Raw genomic sequence first — 19,398 nt, 5'->3', positions numbered from 1 at the left:
CCATCCATGCTGGCCTCCCGCCCAGCCAGCATGGTGAATCAGAAACGAACTGATTTGGGAATCCCAAATCGATTCAACCAAACCCCATCCCGCTTTAGCCCCGTATCTTACAAAACCATCGTAGTCGGCCGGTTTGAACGCGTTTTGGCAGGGCGCGGGTTAACGTCTTCACTTGCGGGCTGGCCGCGGTGCTCGCTCAACGACGGGTTCGCTGGCGATCGGAACAGTCTGCATGTGCAAATGGACGCGCCAAGATTCCATAAGATCGATCAAACGTCTGCCATCACGCAAACACGCGATTAGGCAGCCTCCGGAATCGCGGCCTTCTTACAGAGCCGCGCGACCCATCGGCAAAAGGCGCGAGCGACTTCTGGGTTGTCACTGCGGTCCACCGCATAGGCCCGATATTGCATGCCGCTTGAAGTACGCGATCCCGGTATGACATGGAGAGCCCCTTTACGCACGAGATCGCTCACAATGATTTCGGGCGCCACCAGCAGGCATTTCCCTGTTATGACGGCGGGCAAAGCAAGGTAATTATGATCGTATCGCGCCCCCGACTTGATGTCCTTCGCGGTCAGGTTCATGGCTCTGAGCCAGGTGGGCAGTATGTCGGGCCTTGATGTGATATTCAGAATCGGCAGTGAGCGGGCCGTTGAGAGCGTTTTTCCCATGACGTGATTTGGAGAGCCTACGCAAACGAGCATCTCATTGTAGATCGCCCAATCGTCGGCCGGTTCAGCGACACAAAGATCGCGGGTAAGCAGGATGTCGAAATTGTCCGAGGATCTCGGTGGAGACAATGAGCTGATCACGTCGACGACGACGCCGCCCATCTCGGCAGAGAACGCCTGGAGGTTGGGTATCAGGAAGGAGTAGGCGAAGGTGGAAAGAGAGGTGTGGACTACGATTCGATTGGCGTCCGTTCGGTTCCTCCGCCGCATTCTATTCGCGGTGAAACACACTGTATCAAGCGGTTCGGCCACGGCGTTCGCAAAGAGCCTTCCAAATTCTGTCAATTCGCTGCGTCGACCCCGCCGTTGAACGAGATCCGTGCCAAAGTAGTCTTGCAACACAGCCAAATACCGGCTGACCGAGCTCTGTGTCGTTCCCAATGTGCTCGCCGCACGCGTGACGCTCCCCTCGCGCGCAATGGTCACAAAGACCCGGATAGCATTGAGGGGCACTTCATTGTGTTCGGCAGCCATTTTCTGCTCCGGTAGCTTCTCTGCCTCCGCTGATTGTCACGCGGGCCATTGCCAGAAGCTCCATCACATTATTCGATGTCTATAGCCGGATTGCCGCTTATAAGTGATATCTCGTGCACAAAATCTGCCTTCTTGAGGATTCGGGCGATCTGGCTCGGCGACTTCCATTGCTGTCGACGGCTTTCTAAGAGGTGATCTCCAGGTGCCGGCAAGGGGAATGACTGCTGATGTCGGGATCGACATCGAGGGCCGTCGAGATGACAGGCCCGAGACTTCTTAGGTGCGTTCAGGATTGCGTGCGAATCAGAGCTCGCTGCTGAGTGCCGTCTCAAAATCTCGCTGGCAGGCATCGGTTCAGCGTTTAGCGAAGGAAGCGAGCTTCAGCCGCCTTGGCCTCTTCCATCTTCTGGATTCTGAAGATCTCATCCACCGGAAGAATATCCTTGTGGACATTCTGGACGCCACCGCCGGCGATGATCCGGCGGAAGGTTTCCTGCATGGCGGTTGCAGCAGCACGAATGCCGTAATTGCCATAAATTATCATGCGGATGTTGCCAAGCATTTTGACCCGTTTGGCGTCGAGATCGGGGTAGCCGTTCGGCACGATCACCAGCGGCACCGTTCTGGTCCAGGCGCGCGCAAAGCTTTCGATCTCGCAAGGAGTCTTGCTTTTCGAATGGATCAGGATCATGTCCGCGCCAGCTTCTACATAGGCGTGTGCCCGATGCAGGGCCTCCAATTCGCCGAGGCCAGCGATCAAGGCTTCCGTGCGGGCGATGACGAGGAAGTCCGGATCTGATCTTGCCGTGATGGCAGCCTCGATCTTCCCCTGGAATTCCTCAATGCGCAATAGGTCCTGGCGGCCCTCGGCAGCAAGGCTCGTCACTTTTGGAAAAGTCTTGTCCTCGATGACAACGGCACCGGCGCCGGCCCGCGCATATCCCGCGATAGCGTGAATGACGTTAATCGCATTGCCATAATCTGTATCAATGTCCGCGACGATGGGAAGCCTCGTGCGTCCGGCGATCGCCCGCAGCATGTCGAGATGCTGTGTCATTGAGATCAGGCTCATATCCGGCAGCCCATAAAGCGCAGACAGCTCGAAGCCGGACGCCCACACTCCGTCGAATCCGGCTTCTTCAGCGAGCATCGCTGAGAATGGGCTGTGGGCGGCCATGACGTGGACAAGGCCAATCTCGGCCATGCGGGCACGAAGGCGTTTGGCAGAGGACATCGGAAAATCCTTTTAGGACAGGCTCGCGCCGGCGGCGATGATCCGGTCGCAGGCGCGCGTGAGGTCCTGGAGCGAGGAAGCATCGGAGATGCGGGTATAGGGCGAAGCCATGAAGCCGCTGCCAGGCACGACAGTCACGGCGAAAGCGTCGAGCAGATACACGGCAAAATCACTGTCGGTCTCGATCATCTTGCCGTCGGGCGTGCGCTTGCCAATGACCCCCGCGCAGGAGGGGAAAAGGCACCGTCCGGCACACGGCAGGCAAGCCCCTTGGCCTGGTTCAGCTTGGCGATAACAAGATCGCGTCGCTGCATAAACGCGCGCGCGAACTCTGTGATATGGTCCCGTCTCCCTGACAGCGCCTCGAGCGGCATATTGAGAAACTGAGCTGGTGTGCGAAGAGGTCTGGCCCTGGATGAGGTTCATGGCTTTGATCAGCGCCAAAGGCCCGGCACCGTAGCCGACGCGCCAGCCGGTCATCGCGTCTGCCTTGGACATCCCGTTGACCGTTAAGGTACGCTCGCACAGGTCCGGCGCGACTTGCGGCCATCGTTGCAAAGTCGGCGTCATAGGTGAGCTTTTCATAGATGTCGTCGGATAGCACATGCACATGGCCATGCCGGCGCAACACCGCGGCGAGCGCGAGCAAATAACGACTGTAGACCGCACCGTCGGATTGCATGGCGAATTCAACATCAACCATTTCGTGTGCGGCGTGATCGCCTGGTCTAGTGCCTCGGGGCGCAGCTTGAAGCCATCGCGTTCACTGCAGTCGACGAGCACCGGCTTGCCGCCTGCAAGCGTCACCATGTCGGGATAGGAGACCCAGCACGGCGTCGGGATCACAACCTCGTCGCCAGCATCGAGGCGGGCAAATAGTGCGTTGAACACAACCTGCTTGGCGCCGCAGGCCACCGTGATCTGGTCGATACCGTAGTTGAGGCCATGATCGCGACGGAGGCTCTCGCCAATTGCTGCCCGCAATTGCTTGATTCCGGCGACCGCCGTGTACTTCGTCTGCCCGGCACGGATGGCCCGGATGCCAGCTTCACAGATGACGGACGGCGTATCGAATCCGGCTCGCCTTGGCTAAGCGTGATCACATCGGTTCCCTGATCTCGCAGCTCGGCGGCGCGAGCCGTCATGACCTTGGTTTGAGAGGGACTGACGACCTTGAGCTGTTCTGAAACGAGAGACAAGACACAATACCCTACGCGTTCGAATGAGCGATTGGGGATCTATCCGAACTCGAACGGCCAGACGAGCCAGGTGATCGCGGCTTTGGATATAATCATCGAAGATTACGATAATTGTATCGCTTCTTCGTGCGGCTCTGTTAGCGCTCGCATGAGTCGTTTGCGTCTCAGCTCCTCCTCATCATCGGCCTGCCGATCATCGGATAATTGCAAGCGCACATCGACTTATTCGATGTGTGTCATTCTGGCGTAGCAGTTCAGGCTTTTAAGCTCGCGCACAATCGCGAATTTGAGCAACAAAAGCGCTCGATTTCGGGGATCGAGAGTTCGTGCCGGTCGAACAATTCACAGGCTGGCATTCGCATCAATGGACGTGGAACCGGAGGCCGTGATGACCCGTATCGATCTGACGCGACGGCAAGCCATCGCAGGTAGCCTTGCCGCAAGCGTGGTAGCCAGCACAGGCGCCGGCGCTGTGGAGAGTGAGCCTAAGACATTGCCGCGTCGCCGCCTCAAAGTCGGCATGTCCGGATTTCCGCGATCGTTCGACCCGGTTATCGCGACCGATACTGCCATTCGTCGGGTCGTGCCGCAGCTTTTTGATACGCTGATCAGAGTAGACCATGCTCACAACATGACGCTACGGCCGGGCTTGGCCGAGCGTTGGGAGCGGATCAACGCGCAGTCGTTGCGGCTGTTCTTGCGCAAGGAAGTCGTTTTCCACGATGGGGCGCCTTTGACGGCTGAAGATGTTGCCTTTAGCCTTGGTCCTGACCATCTGCTGGGACCTGGACGCAGCGGCATGTCCGAGGCGCTTCAGTCGCTTGATCGGCTCGAGAAGGTCGAAATCGTCGATCCTTACACCGTCATTGTGCATGCAAAGGGTGGCGACGCCCTCCTCGAGCAGCGTCTGGCTGCTTGGGGATCTGAGATCGTGAGCCAGCGCGCCTTTTTGGCGGCGGGCTCGTGGGAGCGCTGGACCACTGCCCCTGTCGGAAGCGGTCCCTATAAGCTCGTCGATCACAAGCTTGATATTCGTGTCTCATTGAGCGCCCACGATGCGTATTGGGGCGGGCGGCCGCCATTCGATGGCATCGAATACCGTATCATTCCCGAGCTTTCCGCGCGCGTGAACGGCCTGCTCGCCAGCGAGCTCGACATTGCCACTGACATTCCGCCCGACCAGTTCGCGGGCATCCAGAAGCGTGCTGATCTCGAGATCGTGGGTGGTGCCGTGCAGAATATCCGCTCGCTCGCCCTCGATCAGACTGATCCCATTCTCAAGGATGCGCGTGTTCGCCGGGCGATGAGCCTTGCGCTCGATCGCAAGCTGATCGTGCAAAGCTTGTGGGAGAACCGGGTCCCGATTCCGAACGGCTACCAGCTGCCGAGCTACGGGCAAGGCTACATCCACGAATTCCCCTCGCTTGCCTACGATCCCGGCAAGGCCAAGGAGTTGCTGGCTGATGCTGGCTACAAGGGAGAGCAGATCACCTATCGTCTGCTCAACAATTACTACCCCAATCAGGTCTCTGGCGCGCAAACGATGATCGAGATGTGGCGCGCGGTTGGCCTGAACGTCAAAATCCAGATGATGGAAAACTTCGCGCAAGTTCAGCGCCAGCCGGTCCGTGCCATCTTCGATACGTCGAATACGGCGCTGTTCCTTGATCATCTCGGCCATCCCTGGCGTGAATTCGGGCCCAGCGGCACCCTGCCAAAGTCGATCGGAGTCTGGAGGAACGAGGAATATTTTGCGCTGGGCGCCAAGCTCCTGGACGCCGTGCAGAGCGAACAGCGCCGGCCGATCATCCGCCGCATGCTCAAGATCATCAACGAAGTCGATCCCCCTTGCGTGATCCTGCACGTCTCAGGCCAGTTCTATGGCAAGCGCCGCGATGTGCCATGGCTGCCGGGACTGACGCTCGACCTCAATTTCGGCCCATTCAACAGAGCTCTGATCCGGACCTGATCGCGATGACGCATACCTTGAATCGGCTTAAAGCCGATGCGGCCTCTATGATGAGGGACGAGCAGGGGCCTCGCATGGAGGCGCTTCTTCAGATCGAAGGGTTGCGTGTGGCGTTCGACGGTGTGCCGACGCTGCGCGGAATCAATCTCACGCTCGCGCGCGGCGAGTCGCTGGGCATGGTCGGTGAAAGCGGTTGCGGCAAATCGGTGACATGGCTTGCTGCACTTGGACTGTTGACGCAGCGCGCTAAAGTAACGGGCAGCGTACGCCTGGCTGGAGAGGAGCTGCTCCATGCACCAGCCTCTCGCCTGGACAAGATGCGGGGTGGGCAGATCGCCATGATCTTCCAGGACCCGGCGAGCGCGCTTAATCCTGTGCACAGGGTGGGCGATCAGATCATCGAGGCCTTGAGGCTCCATCGTGACATGGACCACCGCACGGCGCAGGCCGAAGCGCGACGTCTGCTCGACCAGGTCGGTATCCCCGATGCAGCGCGCCGGCTTGGCGCCTATTCGCACGAATTCTCCGGTGGGCAGAACCAGCGCGTCATGATCGCCCTGGCGCTTGCAGGACAGCCCGACATCTTGATCGCTGATGAGCCTACCACCGCCCTGGATGTCACAATTCAAGCGCAGATCCTTGAGCTTCTGCGGCAAATCCAGCGCGAGACGGGCATGGCGCTGGTCTTGATCTCGCACGATCTCGGTGTCGTCAGCGAAGTCTGTGAACGTGTCATGGTGCTTTACGGGGGGCACATCGTCGAAGAATTGCCCGCCGACCGTCTCTTGAACCAACCTGCTCACCCATATACGAAAGGTCTTCTTGCGGCTCTTCCAAGTCTGGATGGGCCGCGGCAACGCCTCTTCGCCATTCCCGGTGTCGTGCCGAACGCAGCCGCGTTTCCGCCAGGCTGTCCTTTCGCCCCTCGATGCGATCGGCGGATCGGACGCTGTCATGAATGGGCAATTGAGCTCGCCTCGCTGGATGGCGACATCAGACACAGGGCTGCCTGCTTGCATGTCACGAGCGAACGGCCCGCGGGCGAGGTCGTGGCTGCATGACCGGGGCTGCTCCGCCGATGCTCCAAGCAGACGGGCTTGTCCGAAATTATCGATTGCGGCAGGGCCTTTTCCACCCTCCAGCGATGGTCCACGCGGTCAATGGGCTCTCCCTGCAGCTGGCTCCGGGCGAAACCCTCGGACTGGTTGGCGAATCCGGCTGCGGCAAGTCGACTGCGGGCCGGCTCCTGATCGGCCTGGACCGGCCGGATGCCGGCAAGGTGACCTTCGACGGAGAAGCTTTGCCTGCTATCGGCGATAGTCAATGGCGCCGGCTCAGGATGCGAATCCAAATGGTGTTTCAGGATCCGCTGGCTGCGCTCGATCCCCGCCTGACGATCGGCGCGCAAATAGCCGAGCCGCTCGAAATTCATCGGCTTGGCAGCAAGTCTGAACGAGAGGAGCGGGTCAATGCGCTTCTTACGGATGTGGAGCTCAGGACCGACCACCTCGGGCGCTTTCCGCACGAGCTTTCAGGCGGCCAGCGCCAGCGTGCCGTCCTGGCTCGTGCGCTGGCCACCGATCCGGATCTCCTTGTCTGCGACGAGCCAGTATCGGCACTCGACGTCTCGATCCAGGCGCAAGTGATCAATCTTCTGCGGGACCTGCAGGAGCGGCGGCGCATGGCGATGATCTTCATCAGCCATGATTTGCGAGTGGTCCGGCTGATCAGCAATCGGATTGCTGTGATGTATCTCGGCAGCATCGTCGAGGAAGGATCGTCTGAGGCGGTTCTTCTGGATCCTTTGCATCCTTATTCGCGGGCGCTCGTTTCCGCGGTGCCGAGGCCAGGACGACATCGCTCTCGCACCATCCTTCAAGGAGATCCGCCCAATCCGGCTGCGCGACCGGGCGGCTGTGCATTTCATCCTCGCTGCCCGGTCGCTCTTCCGCTTTGCGCGCGGCTCGCTCCAGAGCTCAGATACGCTCCTGACAGGCGGCGCGTCGCCTGCCATCTGATCGGCGATCATGGTGCCGAACTCGACAAGGAGACATGATGGCTCGTTTTGTTCTGGTCCGCTTGGCGCGCGCGTTCCTGACCATCGCAATTGTGGTTACATTCGCATTCGTGGTGCTGCGCGCCTCTGGCGATCCCGCCCTGGCGTTGTTGTCGCCGGAAACGCCGGCGGAAGCGGTCGAGGCCTTCCGAAAGGCCTGGGGGCTCGATGCGCCACTCTGGGTGCAATACGTCAGATACCTCTTTGCCGTCGTGCATGGAGATCTTGGCCAATCGATGCGTGACGGACGTGCCGCGATCACCGTCGTTGCCGAGCGCATTCCTATCACGCTGATGCTGACTGCGCCGGCGCTGATCCTCAACCTGATGATCGGCATTCCGGCCGGCGTCTACGCGGCCCTCAAGCGGGATAGTCTGGCAGATCGCTTGGTGATGATGGTCGCCGTTATCGGCTTCACCGTGCCATCTTTCGTGCTTGGCCTCCTGTTCATACTCGCTTTCGCAGTCGAGCTCCCCTGGTTCCCCTCGGGCGGCGCCGGCACTTGGCACCATGTGGTGCTGCCGGTCATCACGCTCGGTCTGGGCGGCGCGGCCGTTCTCGCCCGCTTCAGCCGCAGCGCCATGCTCGAGGTGCTTGGACAGCCCTATATTCGTGCGGCCAGCGCCAAGGGCGTGCCTTGGGCCAGGGTCGTGACCGGTCACGCTCTGCCCAACGCCGCGATAGCGGTGCTGACCATCGTCGGCTTCATGGTCGGCAATCTCATCGCGGGAACGGTGCTGGTTGAAAGCGTGTATTCGTGGCCAGGCATTGGCAGTCTGCTGGTCGTGTCAGTCGCCAGTCGCGATTTGGCTGTCGTCCAGTGCATCCTGCTCGTCGTGGCCGCCGCCATGATCACCACCAATCTTACGATCGATCTGCTCTATGGCATGCTCGATCCACGTTTGCGCCAGTTGCACTCTGGGAGGCGATAATTGAGCATTTTCGCAGACCAGGTTCTGCCGTCTTCAAAGATGCGACAGGTGTGGTGGTGGCGCGACCGCGCGATCGGAATAGCAGTCGCCTGGCTGGTTTTCATGCTTCTTGTCGCGATATCTGCAGATCACCTCGCTCCGTATGACTATGCAGCCCTTGACCTTCATCATCGCCTCGCTGCACCTCTTGGCCTTGGCGGAACTATCGCGCATCCCTTCGGTTCAGATGAACTCGGTCGGGACGTACTGGCACGCCTGGTCATATCCATTCGCATCAGCCTCCTTATTGCTTTCGGGGCGACGTTGATCGGCGCCATCCTTGGCATCACGCTCGGCTTTTTGGCCGCTCACTTCCGCGGCTGGGTAGAGCAGATCATCCTCGGCTGTGTCGATTTTCAGGCAAGCATGCCGTTTCTCGTTTTGGCGCTCGCGGTGCTTGCTTTCTTCGGCAACTCTCTGCTCCTCTTCGTTGGGCTCATCGGTCTCCACGGATGGGAACGCTACGCCCGCGTCACCCGCGCGCTTGCGATGAGTGCCAACGAGCAAGCCTATGTGATCGCCGTACGGCAGCTTGGCGCAAGTCCATGGCGTCTCTACCTGCGCCACATCATGCCGAACATCGCTTCGACGTTGATCGTCACTATGACACTTGCCTTTCCAGACGTCATTCTGCTCGAGAGCGGCCTTAGCTTTCTTGGACTCGGAGTGCAGCCGCCGCTGACTTCCCTTGGCAATATGGTCAGCTATGGTCGTGACTATCTGACCCGTGCTCCCTGGATCCTTGTTCTGCCTTCGCTGGTCATCTCGCTTACGACCTTGTCGATTTCGCTGGTCGGCGACTGGCTGCGCGACCGGATCGACAAAACATTGTCGTGAGACTTTGAAACGCGAGATCAGAGATATCTCATCGCTCGCATGGGAGACGATCGTACTTTTCGGCAACATAGCAGAGAAGTTCATGCCTTCGTCGGATCTTTCACGTCTCAAGGTTGTTCTTGCAATGGCAAGGCAAGAGAAGCGCCGGGCGCCGGGTTCGGCTTGGAGTTTCCTGGCTGGCAAACCTCAAGACGCGTGTCTCACCAGCGGGGCTTGTTCGACAATGATCGTCAACAACAATACCGCTAAGGCGGGTTGGACGTGCAGCAATGCGAGTTTGCTTTGTGCCGACCTCGATCTCGATTTACATGCTGTTGTAGCCTGATAGGGGTCGCACGCCGCGGCCTCGAGCGCGCAGTTTGGCTCAAGCTGATGTTGGATGCTGTAAAGCGGCTTGCTGTACGCGGGTGCCCGCACGAGCCGTCCAGGTACTTCGCGGGATACTTATTCCAGTCGAGCCTCTCCCACTGCATGCCGCAGGGAAGCGTAGCAAGGCGATGTTGAAGGTTATTCAGAATTCGTAAGACGTCGCAAACCTCCGAAAGGAGCGGTGGTCCCTATGAGCAGGGCATGCTTTTTGGCAACCTTCACAAGGTGCGTCGGTCCTGTTCTTTCAACAAGCTTTTCGCATTATGAGTGGGGCTCGACGCGAAAGAACCAGTAAAGCCTTGCGCAAATTGCCGGTCGAGACCTGCACAATACCAGCCTTCTTAAGGCTTGGCGCGTGCCACGCGACTCGTGGCGCTCATCGCGCTCACTCGGTATTCTGGCCGGGCGCGCCTTTGCGTTGCTTTTCATGAGGCCCTCCTCAATGGCTGAATGGGAGGTAATGGGTCAGTTCTAATATGACGCAGGGCCTTACGAGGGCATGGCGTCAATTGCTGTTTCTAGCGAGAGAAAAAACGTTCTTGATCCCATCGGACTCTCGATAAATTCGGCCTCCGTCCAAAAGGCGGGGGCCTTTTCATCGATGGCATGCACCAGAATAGCGCGGATGCCGATCGTTTCTGATGCGTGTACGATTTGATGTAGCGCGTGCTGAAGCAGGTCTTGGCCAAGACCTTCACCCTTATAGGTAAGGTCGCGAGCCAACCGTCCTATGATGGCGACTGGCACTGGATTTGGCAGGCCATGTCTTTTCATCGGAGGCTTTGGGATCGCTGCCCGTTCAACGCTGCCAGATGCTATGCAGTATAGCCAATGATTACATTGTCCTCACACACCACGTATGTGCGAGCAGTTTTGCCCTCGCTTTCGAGAGAGCGGTTTTTGAGCCAATCGTTCAGCGCTTCATTGCCACAGCCAAAACGGCTGAAGTCGTGCGTAGGCTTGAGAAGCGTGGAGGTTGTCATGCCCCCACGTTTCCCCGGATGTTGGATTACTTCTGCCAAAGCGGCTTACGCTTCATCAGTGCCTTCAGCTTGGTTCCGGCCGGAGGCGGGTTATCAAGCGCATTCAAGAAGGCGGCGTGCTTCTCTGGATCGAGAATAAACAATCTTTGAGCCAAAAGCATATCAATGGCATGTTGCCGCGCGCTATCCAGCATAAATTCGCTAAGCGTCTTACCGACTGCAACGGCGGCAGTATCGATCAGATGCTTCACCTGTGCGGTAGCGCGAATGTGGATATTGGTTTCGCTCCGGACGCGGCGCGACCTTACCCGCGCCCTAGGGCGCTCCAGTACTGCTGCTTCCATTGCGGTTACTCCTCACTGTCTCTCTGGACCTCTTATATTGCCGCCGCAGGACAAACAAAATGCACGTCTAAACGGGCGTTAATCTCCGAGGGGGAGCAATGTCCTGCACTTTGCGATGGCATCTTCCAGAACGCCATCGGGGGCCCGGCACGCGTAGTCCGACTTTCTTTCAAGCCAAGACATACTTTTGAGCTGATCGGCCACAACGCAGCCGCCGCGCTCCGTGCCGCCAGGAATTTCAAATTCCTCCGGGAAAAGCGACTCGAACGGATAGCCCTTTACCTTGCTAGTGATCGGGAAAAGAAGGCAAAGGCGGGAGAACTGATTATATTTGCGGGGCGACACCACTAACGCGGAGTGTCGTCCCGCCATTTCACGACCAGCCTGCGGATCGAAGTTGAGCCAGATAATATCACCCACGTCTGGGCAATACGGCTCTTTAGGAGCCGAACTCTTCGCCGACTGCAGCAGTCGTGTTATATTCCTCATGCAAGTTCTCGGGAGTCATGCCAGCTAGAAGCCCGTCTAACGTGTAAACGGGAGTCTTGCGCGGTTCTACGACTAATCTGCCGTTTTGAACCGTGATTTCGGCTTCCCGACCCGCGAACGCATGGATTTCCTTTGCGTAGGCGCTCGGAATGCGGAGAGCCAAGCTATTGCCCCACATTGCAAACTGAACGACCATCGCTACCTCCAAACGAGATACCCGGCAGGTATCAACAACGAAGATACACTAATAAAGTTGCTGCGCAACTAGATAGTGTAGATACATTGTATCGACAGGAGGATCAAGGTTCGATGTAAATAAGACTATAACGATAATTCAACTATGGAACCGACGAATGAAGGCCCAAAAGGCGAGAAGCGCCACGCCGACACCGTACATCGGCAGGATTGCGACCGGTGAGGTCGCGGACACGCCCAGCAAGGCGCCGGGACGGGCTGCCGGCGGCCGCGGGAGGTCCTAAGCGCGGCTTAGTTGGCTGGAAGGCTCCGGCCGCCAAAATGAGTGCTGCCGACCCGAAAACCCTCTGCTCTTAAGCTATTCGAGCGCGCTGGCCGGGCCAGGGGAGATAGGTTCGAGCCAGTCCTCGGCTTTGGGGCGTCCGACATCGCCTCCTTGTCTTCTTTCCAGTTCCGGCCCGATACCATTCCTTGAGCCCTGCAGACCATGCTTGGCCAGATTTGCCTGGGCGGCGAAGCCAGCCGGCGTATGTCCCGTAGCCGGCGCATAGCGCTTCTGGGCAGCGCAGATATATCGGGAATTCCAAACCTCTATTGCCTCAAATCGGGCTTACAGGGTGATCTGTTTTAGCAGATCAAATGCCAGTCGCGATCTGTTTTTACACCTCCGAACGGCCCGGCAGGCCATCGGCTTGAGTCAACGCGATCTGAGTGCCCGGATCACAGTACCGCAGAGCCACATTTCCAAAATCGAGAGCGGCGGCGCCGATCTGAGGCTCTCCAGCCTCGTCGAGCTCGCGCGCGCTCGACCATGAAGTGGTTCTGGTTGTCGCGCAAGCTTTTGCGGGCGGTCGAGGCTATCGTCCGGAACGCTTCGTCTGCACTTTCCGATGACGCGCGCTTGCGCTCCAGCGTGCTGAGCCGCGCGCAGGCAGCCGTAACCAGGCTAAATCGACTGCATCAAAATGCGACGGGCCTAGAAGGCCTGAACCAAGCCTTACGCCAGCTCGCAAATTTGCAACTCGGAAGCTCAGAACTTGAAGCGATCCGGCGCATCACCGACCGGTTGATGAAGTTGCCGACGGGTCCGAACGCGCTACCTATGGTCCAGAGCGCCTCAAAACAACTGAGAGAGTTGCGCAACCGCATCGCCCACGCGTTGCCGGAAGCGCCGCGCCCGGCTTACGCACTCGACGAGGAGGAGGACGATGCCTGATGTTTCCGTCCTCGACGTTCTGCTGTATGGAGAGCAAATCAGGAACCCTGACACTCGTCCAAGCCACTCAAACGCTATGCACCAATGAAGTCGATGGACATCATTGCAGCCCTAAAGGCCGACGGTTGGACGCAGGTAGCCCAGAAAGGCAGCCAGGTTCAGCTCAAGCATCCGACCAAACCGCGCGTGACGGTCCCTCGTAATTTTTTCCTGCTTATCGCGGCGGCAGAACTCGGTACCTCAGCTTCGTTTGGCTCGGGGCAAATGATCATCGCTCTCGCTTGCATAAGCTTGAGCTGATGCCATCGGGACAAAGCCGATTTGGAGGCCGAAGGCCTTACCAATTTTGGCAAGAGTCTCCGCAGTTGGCTTGGCTGTCCTTTTCCTCAAAGCCCTTCCACTTTTCGCGCTTGATCAACACCTTTAGCGCGGCGTCGACAATTGCGAAGTAAAGTGTCGCCGCTTCAGCAGGACCGTTGCCTTTGACGAAGTTCATCGGCAGGTACGCCATGGACGCTTCCTCCAAGCGATCGGTCGTGGCGGCGCAGCCGGCAACGGCAGTCTCTCATCGCCCAGCTGTCCCCTCGGCCTGTCCCTGGGGCTGTCCTTTCGTCACAGATTCATTGAGCTTCTCAGCGGCGTCAAGGACCTCAAGCCTCTCGAGGATCTTTCGTCCATGCGCAGTGATGATCCAATATCCTTCCTCCCGCTCGATCAGCCTTTGTCCAAAGATATCGAGGTTCGGCTCGCGGCTCGCGATGCGCTTCATGCGCGCTGGCCACTCGGGCCCACTGGTGTAAAAGATCGCCAAGTGCTGTTTGACGAGTTCAAGACTGGCTCGGCCGCCCGGTTGCCCGGCAAGTATCTTCAGGATGGGCAGCTGAAAGCTCATGTGGGCACGTAATGATTCAACGAAAGCGAGACAATGCCGGCGTTACCAGAGGCACGTAGCGCACATCATCGGTTTTCAAACGGAAACCTTGCCGGCTAGGCCAGAGTACCGCATTTCATGTGCAGCTTTCGAGCGTTCATGTTCCCTTGCAGCTCGGAATCGTGCTGCTTGTCGGAGCCGAGTTGCGCGTCGCCTCACGAGACTGCCGATCGGAGACCTGACTCTTCGTTCATAATTTGTTCTCATGGCCTCGGCGGTCGATCCGCAAGCTGGCGCATGGCATCGCCGACGGGCGCGAGATCGTCGTGGCGCGATGGAGCATGCCGCCATTGCACCAATCGCTACTGGACGCCACTCAGAAATAGAAGATCGCGAACGGCAAGACAGTCGATCCCGAGCAACTGCTTCGCATAGGCCGGACAGTGGCCACCAATTTAGCGTCAACAGCGCGCATTGGAGGCGCTGACTTGGTCAGGAGCACCGGTGGCTCATGCCGTTCGCGCGCTTCAAGCCAATACGATGGGATTGACGACAGGAAGGTGCCGGTCTGATTGGCCCCAGACAAGACCCGTGCCGTGCTCGCCTTCGCCGGGCCGTCATCGAGGCCGCGCAGCTCATCGATATGACTGCATATCGATATCTGTGATCCAGTCGAGCAAGCGCGAACATTCAGAGCTCGTGATGATCATCCCGGCAGGTCTTCATAACCGGTGAAAATCGCCACTCACTGTGGTCGCATTGGCGCCCACTCGGGCTGAACGTGCGATGCCGATCGTCTTATTAGCGACATGCTGTCGATCCTCCGACAGGTCGGTTTGGGATGAATGCAAGCATCCAGCTGTCGCAGTTGGCACGAGCTTTGAAGGATTGGGATCTCATCGATCGCTCAGGAATGCAGGAATGGCTTACGGGATGATGAGCCTTCAGTTCATCGGGTTGATCAGGTCCAAGTTCGGTCCTCCAACCTTTGGCATCAACTCAGGAGCTCGCGCATGAATTCGCCTCCCTGATCGAGCTCGCTCGACTCCGATGCGCGCCGTCACCATTGCGCGAGTGGTAATCGGCCAATCAGTTTGAGACGGCATCTGCAAACTCTCCTCTACTTATCGCATGCGACAATCGCTGGCCGCGCTGGTCGAAGCCCAGCGCGAACGTATCGTCGACTGACTCACGAGTTCACGTCAGCAGGTGGATGCTTTCGAGAAAGAGGCAGTGCTTCGCTCGCCGAGGCAAGCGGCGCCATGATGACATGGACAAAATAGCCGAGACAAAACCGACATCGAATTTGCGCCCAAAAGTGACGAGACGGGCGGCCATGCATTGTCTCGCTGTCGAGCTCGGCGAAATCGCGAAACTCGCGTGGCCAATGGTGCTGACGCAGGTTGGGCAGATCGCGATGATGTCGACTGATCTTGCCTTGATCGGTCGGATCAGCGCCGAGGCGCTTGCTGCGGCCGCGCTGGCAGGCCGGTTCTATCTCATTAGCTTCGCCTTCGGCGCGGGGCTACTAAGTGCCATCGCGCCCATGGTGGCGCGGGCGTTTGGGGCAAATAATCTAGCCGCAGTACGGGGTGCGCTGCGCATGGGGTTATGGGCCGCCATGATCCTGTCTTTCCCAATTATTGCTGTGGCGCTGCGAGCAGAGCAAATACTGCTTGCGTTGGGCCAAGCCCCAGATGTTGCGCGGCTCGCCCAGCAATACCTCTTTGGATTAGGATTCGGCGCCGCGCCGGCACTTTCGTTCTTGGCCATCCGCAGTTTCATGGGCGCGGTCAATCGGCCACAGCCGGTCTTGTGGATTACTCTATCAGCGACTCCCCTGAATGCTTTGCTGGTCTATATGCTGGCCTACGGAAAGCTTGGACTGCCTCGGCTGGAGCTGCTGGGGGCAGGTCTTGCGACCACGCTGGTGAACTGCAGCATGTTTTTAGCCGGCTTGTGGTTCGCTGCACTGCGTCGTCCGTTCCGTCACTACCATGTACTTGCACATCTCTGGCGTTTCGATTGGCGCACAATGCGACAGCTCATCGCAATCGGAGTGCCGATATCAATGGGTTCATGGATCGAGTCGGGACTATTTTGGGCCACATCGATTCTGGCGGGCTTGATCAGCACCAGTGCACTGGCCGCTCATCAGATCGCTGTACAGATCGCCGCGATCCTGTTCATGATTTATGTGGGCGTTGGCACGGCGGCAGCCGTGCGCGTTGGCTATGCGGCCGGCCGCAACGACATTGCAGGGGCCAAGCAGGCATATCTGGCAGCGATGCTGATCGGTATTGTCATAGCTGCATCGTTAACGCTCGCACTGATCGCTGCGCGCTTTGAGATCGTCGAGCTGTTTCTGGGCAGATCGGCCGGTTCGGCGGCAACGATTAGCCTTGCTGCAGAGCTCCTCGTGGTCGGCGCAACGCTGTTTATCACTGACGCTGTCCAGTGCATTGCGGCGGGCGGCCTGCGCGGACTAAAGGACTCGCGAATGCCGCTTCTGTTTGCGATCATTGGTTGGTGGCTGATCGGCTTTTCCCTCAGCTATTGGCTCGGCTTGAAGGTCTGTCTTGGCGCCACTGGTATATGGATCGGCTTGTCGACCGGAACGACAATCTATGCGGCGCTTCTCGTCCTGCGATTCCGCAACTTGACAAGCCGCGCTCACTGATGCGGGCGTATCGCTGATGCCAAGCGGCGACGATATGCCAGGATACTTGCACTGGCCGATACGAGCGGGTCGAAACTCGAGATTGGCTGAAAATTGGACGTTGCTCCTGATGGCGCGACTGCAAGCGTAAAGAGACGCCTAGCATCGCGTTATTCGATCATTCCGTTCCAAAAAGCGATACGCAAAGTGGTTAGCTCGTTCGGGAGCTAGTAGGACTCCTCAAGGCGTCCTTCGCAATTCGCGAGCTTTCCAACTTGTTACCCCCGACAGAATGGCTCAACGGGTTTTCCCTTCGAAAGCGTTGCTGTGACAGGTAGCCACATGCAAAACGCGCTGACGCGATGACTCTCAATCAGGGCATATCGACTTTCCAGACGCTGGCCGTTGACTGCGAGCTCCGCAGCCGCGGAATTCCTGCCAAGCACCCGCGATATATCGCAATCGCCGGAATCAAGCTGCCACACAATCCGCGGCAGCAGCAGTCACAACGCCGGGCTCAACCGCAATGTCGACCAGATCAGGATCGGCTACTGCGCCGAGCGAGCTTGATTCGACGAAGCATTTGTTATTTTTGTTTGCGAGGCAAGGCTGCCCTTGGCTTGTTGGATGTCTCACCTGACGTCCTCGCTCAGAAGCCGCTAGCGATGCAGTCGCTGTCCAATCTCACCCGGTGCAGTCTAAGACTGAGGAGAGCTGCTGGCGCTCGCACGCCACTGATCCCGGCACGGTGCCGGTCGGCACGCCGGCCAGGCGTTGGTCGGCATGACTGGGAGCTCCATACCGGCATCACCCTCGCGCAAGCGATCAGCGTCCATCCCGAAGACAATGGCGCTAGGCTGCGTCAGGTCAGCCAAGCCCCGGCCGATCCGCTACGTCCCAGCTAGACGAAAGCTTACGATCATGTTCAACCGACCGGACCGGTATCGGGTTCTCATCGTGCTATTTGATGGGCTTCGGCCGGATCTCATCAAACCATCGCTGACGCCGAATCTGGTCAGGCTTCAGCGCCGCGGTGCGGTGCTGGCCCGGCAGCGCACCGTTTATCCCAGCGAAACACGGATAGCGCTCACGAGCCTCATCACGGGCGCAACGCCGGATCGCCACGGCATTGTTGGCAATCAGTATCTCGACCGGCATTTTCCGGCACCGCGCTTGGTTGACACAAGTAATGCGCGTCTGATCGAGGACCTCGATGCCGCGAGCGACGGCCATCTACTCGGTGTGGCGTCACTTGGCGAGATCCTCGCGGCGAACGGCAGGACATTGTCAGTCCTGGCATCCAACTCGGCGGGGGCAACCCGTCTGCTGAACCATAAGGCCCGAAAGTTCGGCCAGGTGACGCTCTCGGGCCACTTCCCTTCTATCGCGACCTCGGCCGAGATGCTCAGCCAGGTGGAGAGCCTGCTTGGGCCGACGCCTGCGACGCCACCCCCCGGCACCCCGGATCTTGCCTCTCAAGCCTTTCTGACTTCAGCGTTCCTCGACGTCATCTGGCCTCAGATTCGGCCCGACGTCGCAATCCTCTCGTTCGGCGAACCCGATAGTTCCTCCCACGATTGTGGAACCGGCGCGCCAAGAACTCTGGAAGCGATCAGCTTTGTCGATCGGCAGTTTGGCCGGGTGCTCGATTGGTGGGAAGCTGAAGGCGTGTGCCAGGGCGTGCACCTGATCGCAGCCTCCGATCACGGGCACGTGACGGTGCATGCGCGGGCCGATCTCTTGCAGACGCTTGAGGCTGCGGGGCTGCGCTGCGGCCCGGCACCGGCGGCTGGGATCGACGCCATCGTCATACCTGGGCAGGTCGGAGCAATTTACCTCGCCGAGCCCTCGCAGACCGTTATCCGCCGCGCCGTCGGGGCAATGATCGAAAGGCCCTGGTGCGGTCCGGTGTTCACCGCTGGCGGCGCGGTCGATGGCATTGCACCCGGCAGCTTCGCCCGTCATCTCGTGTTCGCCGACCATGCCCGATCGGCAGATATCCTGTTCACGTTTCGATCCGATGGCGGCCTTGATCGTTTTGGTCTTATCGGTCGCAGTTGGAGTGCGGATGGGCCAGTCGGCTTAGGAGTGCACGGCGGGTTGCATGCCAAGGAGATGTCGTCTGTCGGCATTTTGGCAGGACCGCTCGTCAAAGGCGGCTTCGTCTCAAAAGTCCCCTCAAGTATTTGCGATTTTGCGCCCACAGTGCTCGGTCTTCTGGGCATCTCGCGGCCAGCAACGATGACCGGCCGCGGCCTCACTGAGGTCTTCATCGACGAGGGAGGGGACGTGCCTCGGACGATCGAAAAGGTCTACGAGACCAGCAGCGGCGCATACCACCAGCACCTCCGTCATGTGCAGGTCGGTGAGGCAGTCTATCTTGATTCTGCTGACGTGGTGGGTCGTCCCAACAATCTCACATAAAATGAGCGTCGATCCGCAGGCCTCATCAGGGCGATAACGCGCAGAAATCTTTCTTTTTGCTGCGTAAGCGCATCGGTCGAACGTGATCGGCAGCCATGCGCAAGCGTGGCGCGCAGGTGTCGCCATGTCACAGACGCGCAAGAAAGTGGCGTCGGGGAAGGGCAGTTGCAAGCGGAGAGCCACGACGGATCATGCGCTGACAGTGCACGCAAGAGACGGGCAGGAGTGCCAGTCGCGCCCCCCGTCTAGCGTAGAAAAGCTGTATGCAGCAGCTTGGCTGCCTCGATCAAGCCGCCGGTGAAGTCATCGCTGCCTTGGGACGCCGCGGAACGACACCGGGCCGGTGATCGCCAACGGTACGCCCGGCGCTCAGG

General features: G+C 58.9%; 20 protein-coding genes. 11 read left to right on the top strand and 9 right to left on the bottom strand.

Features of this window, described 5'->3' with window-relative positions:
- Positions 1-299: 299 nt before the first annotated feature.
- The 3 genes from IVA91_RS09820 to IVA91_RS09810 form a co-directional block, all read right to left on the bottom strand.
- On the bottom strand, positions 300-1,208 hold the full coding sequence (locus IVA91_RS09820; protein ID WP_247458687.1) for a LysR family transcriptional regulator: 909 nt from the start codon (positions 1,206-1,208) through the stop codon (positions 300-302).
- A gap of 361 nt (positions 1,209-1,569) precedes the next feature.
- Positions 1,570-2,442 carry an isocitrate lyase/phosphoenolpyruvate mutase family protein gene (locus IVA91_RS09815; protein WP_247458685.1) on the bottom strand — a complete coding sequence of 291 codons (873 nt, stop codon included), beginning with the start codon at positions 2,440-2,442 and terminating at the stop codon, positions 1,570-1,572.
- A gap of 12 nt (positions 2,443-2,454) precedes the next feature.
- Entirely contained in the window at positions 2,455-3,474 is a 1,020-nt protein-coding gene (locus IVA91_RS09810) for an aminotransferase class I/II-fold pyridoxal phosphate-dependent enzyme (protein ID WP_247458693.1), read from the bottom strand.
- A gap of 555 nt (positions 3,475-4,029) precedes the next feature.
- On the opposite strand from IVA91_RS09810, the gene IVA91_RS09805 reads away from it, so the two are divergent.
- The 6 genes from IVA91_RS09805 to IVA91_RS09780 all read left to right on the top strand — a co-directional run bounded on the left by IVA91_RS09805 (position 4,030) and on the right by IVA91_RS09780 (position 9,799).
- Positions 4,030-5,610, top strand: a complete 1,581-nt coding sequence (locus IVA91_RS09805) for an ABC transporter substrate-binding protein (protein ID WP_247458683.1) — start codon at positions 4,030-4,032, stop codon at positions 5,608-5,610.
- A gap of 74 nt (positions 5,611-5,684) precedes the next feature.
- Positions 5,685-6,671 carry an ABC transporter ATP-binding protein gene (locus IVA91_RS09800; RefSeq protein WP_247458682.1) on the top strand — a complete coding sequence of 329 codons (987 nt, stop codon included), beginning with the start codon at positions 5,685-5,687 and terminating at the stop codon, positions 6,669-6,671.
- A complete protein-coding gene (locus IVA91_RS09795) occupies positions 6,668-7,666 on the top strand; it encodes an oligopeptide/dipeptide ABC transporter ATP-binding protein (RefSeq protein WP_247458680.1) in 999 nt (332 codons plus the stop codon). Before IVA91_RS09800 ends, IVA91_RS09795 begins: the two co-directional genes overlap by 4 nt.
- Positions 7,666-8,598 carry an ABC transporter permease gene (locus IVA91_RS09790; RefSeq protein WP_247458678.1) on the top strand — a complete coding sequence of 311 codons (933 nt, stop codon included), beginning with the start codon at positions 7,666-7,668 and terminating at the stop codon, positions 8,596-8,598. The genes IVA91_RS09795 and IVA91_RS09790 overlap by 1 nt, the downstream gene beginning before the upstream one ends.
- 39 nt (positions 8,599-8,637) lie before the next feature.
- Positions 8,638-9,474 carry an ABC transporter permease gene (locus IVA91_RS09785; RefSeq protein ID WP_247458692.1) on the top strand — a complete coding sequence of 279 codons (837 nt, stop codon included), beginning with the start codon at positions 8,638-8,640 and terminating at the stop codon, positions 9,472-9,474.
- 4 nt (positions 9,475-9,478) lie between these two features.
- Positions 9,479-9,799 (top strand): hypothetical protein, encoded by a 321-nt coding sequence (locus IVA91_RS09780; protein WP_247458676.1) that lies wholly within the window; start codon positions 9,479-9,481, stop codon positions 9,797-9,799.
- A gap of 533 nt (positions 9,800-10,332) precedes the next feature.
- Here IVA91_RS09780 and IVA91_RS09775 read toward each other — a convergent pair.
- The 4 genes from IVA91_RS09775 to IVA91_RS09760 form a co-directional block, all read right to left on the bottom strand.
- Positions 10,333-10,617, bottom strand: coding sequence for a hypothetical protein (locus tag IVA91_RS09775; RefSeq protein ID WP_247458674.1), 285 nt, complete (start codon positions 10,615-10,617; stop codon positions 10,333-10,335).
- A 235-nt stretch (positions 10,618-10,852) separates the two neighbouring features.
- Entirely contained in the window at positions 10,853-11,170 is a 318-nt protein-coding gene (locus IVA91_RS09770; RefSeq protein WP_247458672.1) for a DUF1778 domain-containing protein, read from the bottom strand.
- Between the two features lie 78 nt (positions 11,171-11,248).
- Positions 11,249-11,590 carry a type II toxin-antitoxin system PemK/MazF family toxin gene (locus tag IVA91_RS09765; protein ID WP_247450926.1) on the bottom strand — a complete coding sequence of 114 codons (342 nt, stop codon included), beginning with the start codon at positions 11,588-11,590 and terminating at the stop codon, positions 11,249-11,251.
- A gap of 19 nt (positions 11,591-11,609) precedes the next feature.
- The gene (locus IVA91_RS09760) at positions 11,610-11,855 is read right to left on the bottom strand and encodes an AbrB/MazE/SpoVT family DNA-binding domain-containing protein (protein ID WP_247281279.1); all 246 of its coding nucleotides are present in this window, start codon (positions 11,853-11,855) and stop codon (positions 11,610-11,612) included.
- A 616-nt stretch (positions 11,856-12,471) separates the two neighbouring features.
- Here IVA91_RS09760 and IVA91_RS37085 point away from each other — a divergent pair.
- The 3 genes from IVA91_RS37085 (at position 12,472) to IVA91_RS09750 (ending at position 13,370) form a co-directional block, all read left to right on the top strand.
- Entirely contained in the window at positions 12,472-12,669 is a 198-nt protein-coding gene (locus tag IVA91_RS37085; RefSeq protein WP_346015475.1) for a helix-turn-helix transcriptional regulator, read from the top strand.
- Positions 12,666-13,070, top strand: coding sequence for a hypothetical protein (locus tag IVA91_RS09755; protein WP_247458670.1), 405 nt, complete (start codon positions 12,666-12,668; stop codon positions 13,068-13,070). Before IVA91_RS37085 ends, IVA91_RS09755 begins: the two co-directional genes overlap by 4 nt.
- An 84-nt stretch (positions 13,071-13,154) precedes the next feature.
- Positions 13,155-13,370, top strand: a complete 216-nt coding sequence (locus IVA91_RS09750) for a type II toxin-antitoxin system HicA family toxin (RefSeq protein ID WP_247281281.1) — start codon at positions 13,155-13,157, stop codon at positions 13,368-13,370.
- A gap of 37 nt (positions 13,371-13,407) precedes the next feature.
- Here IVA91_RS09750 and IVA91_RS09745 read toward each other — a convergent pair whose 3' ends face one another.
- Positions 13,408-13,581, bottom strand: a complete 174-nt coding sequence (locus tag IVA91_RS09745; RefSeq protein WP_247281282.1) for a hypothetical protein — start codon at positions 13,579-13,581, stop codon at positions 13,408-13,410.
- 54 nt (positions 13,582-13,635) lie between these two features.
- A complete protein-coding gene (locus IVA91_RS09740; RefSeq protein WP_247458667.1) occupies positions 13,636-13,962 on the bottom strand; it encodes a hypothetical protein in 327 nt (108 codons plus the stop codon).
- Between the two features lie 1,249 nt (positions 13,963-15,211).
- On the opposite strand from IVA91_RS09740, the gene IVA91_RS09735 reads away from it, so the two are divergent.
- Positions 15,212-16,621 carry an MATE family efflux transporter gene (locus IVA91_RS09735; protein WP_247458665.1) on the top strand — a complete coding sequence of 470 codons (1,410 nt, stop codon included), beginning with the start codon at positions 15,212-15,214 and terminating at the stop codon, positions 16,619-16,621.
- 900 nt (positions 16,622-17,521) lie between these two features.
- A complete protein-coding gene (locus IVA91_RS09730; protein ID WP_247458664.1) occupies positions 17,522-19,024 on the top strand; it encodes an alkaline phosphatase family protein in 1,503 nt (500 codons plus the stop codon).
- Positions 19,025-19,398 lie beyond the last annotated feature (374 nt).

It is taken from the genome of Bradyrhizobium sp. 153, assembly GCF_023073835.1.
In the GTDB taxonomy this organism is placed as follows: domain Bacteria; phylum Pseudomonadota; class Alphaproteobacteria; order Rhizobiales; family Xanthobacteraceae; genus Bradyrhizobium.
The sequence above is the reverse complement of the archived record's forward strand: the minus strand, read 5'-3'. Positions and strand labels throughout refer to the sequence as shown.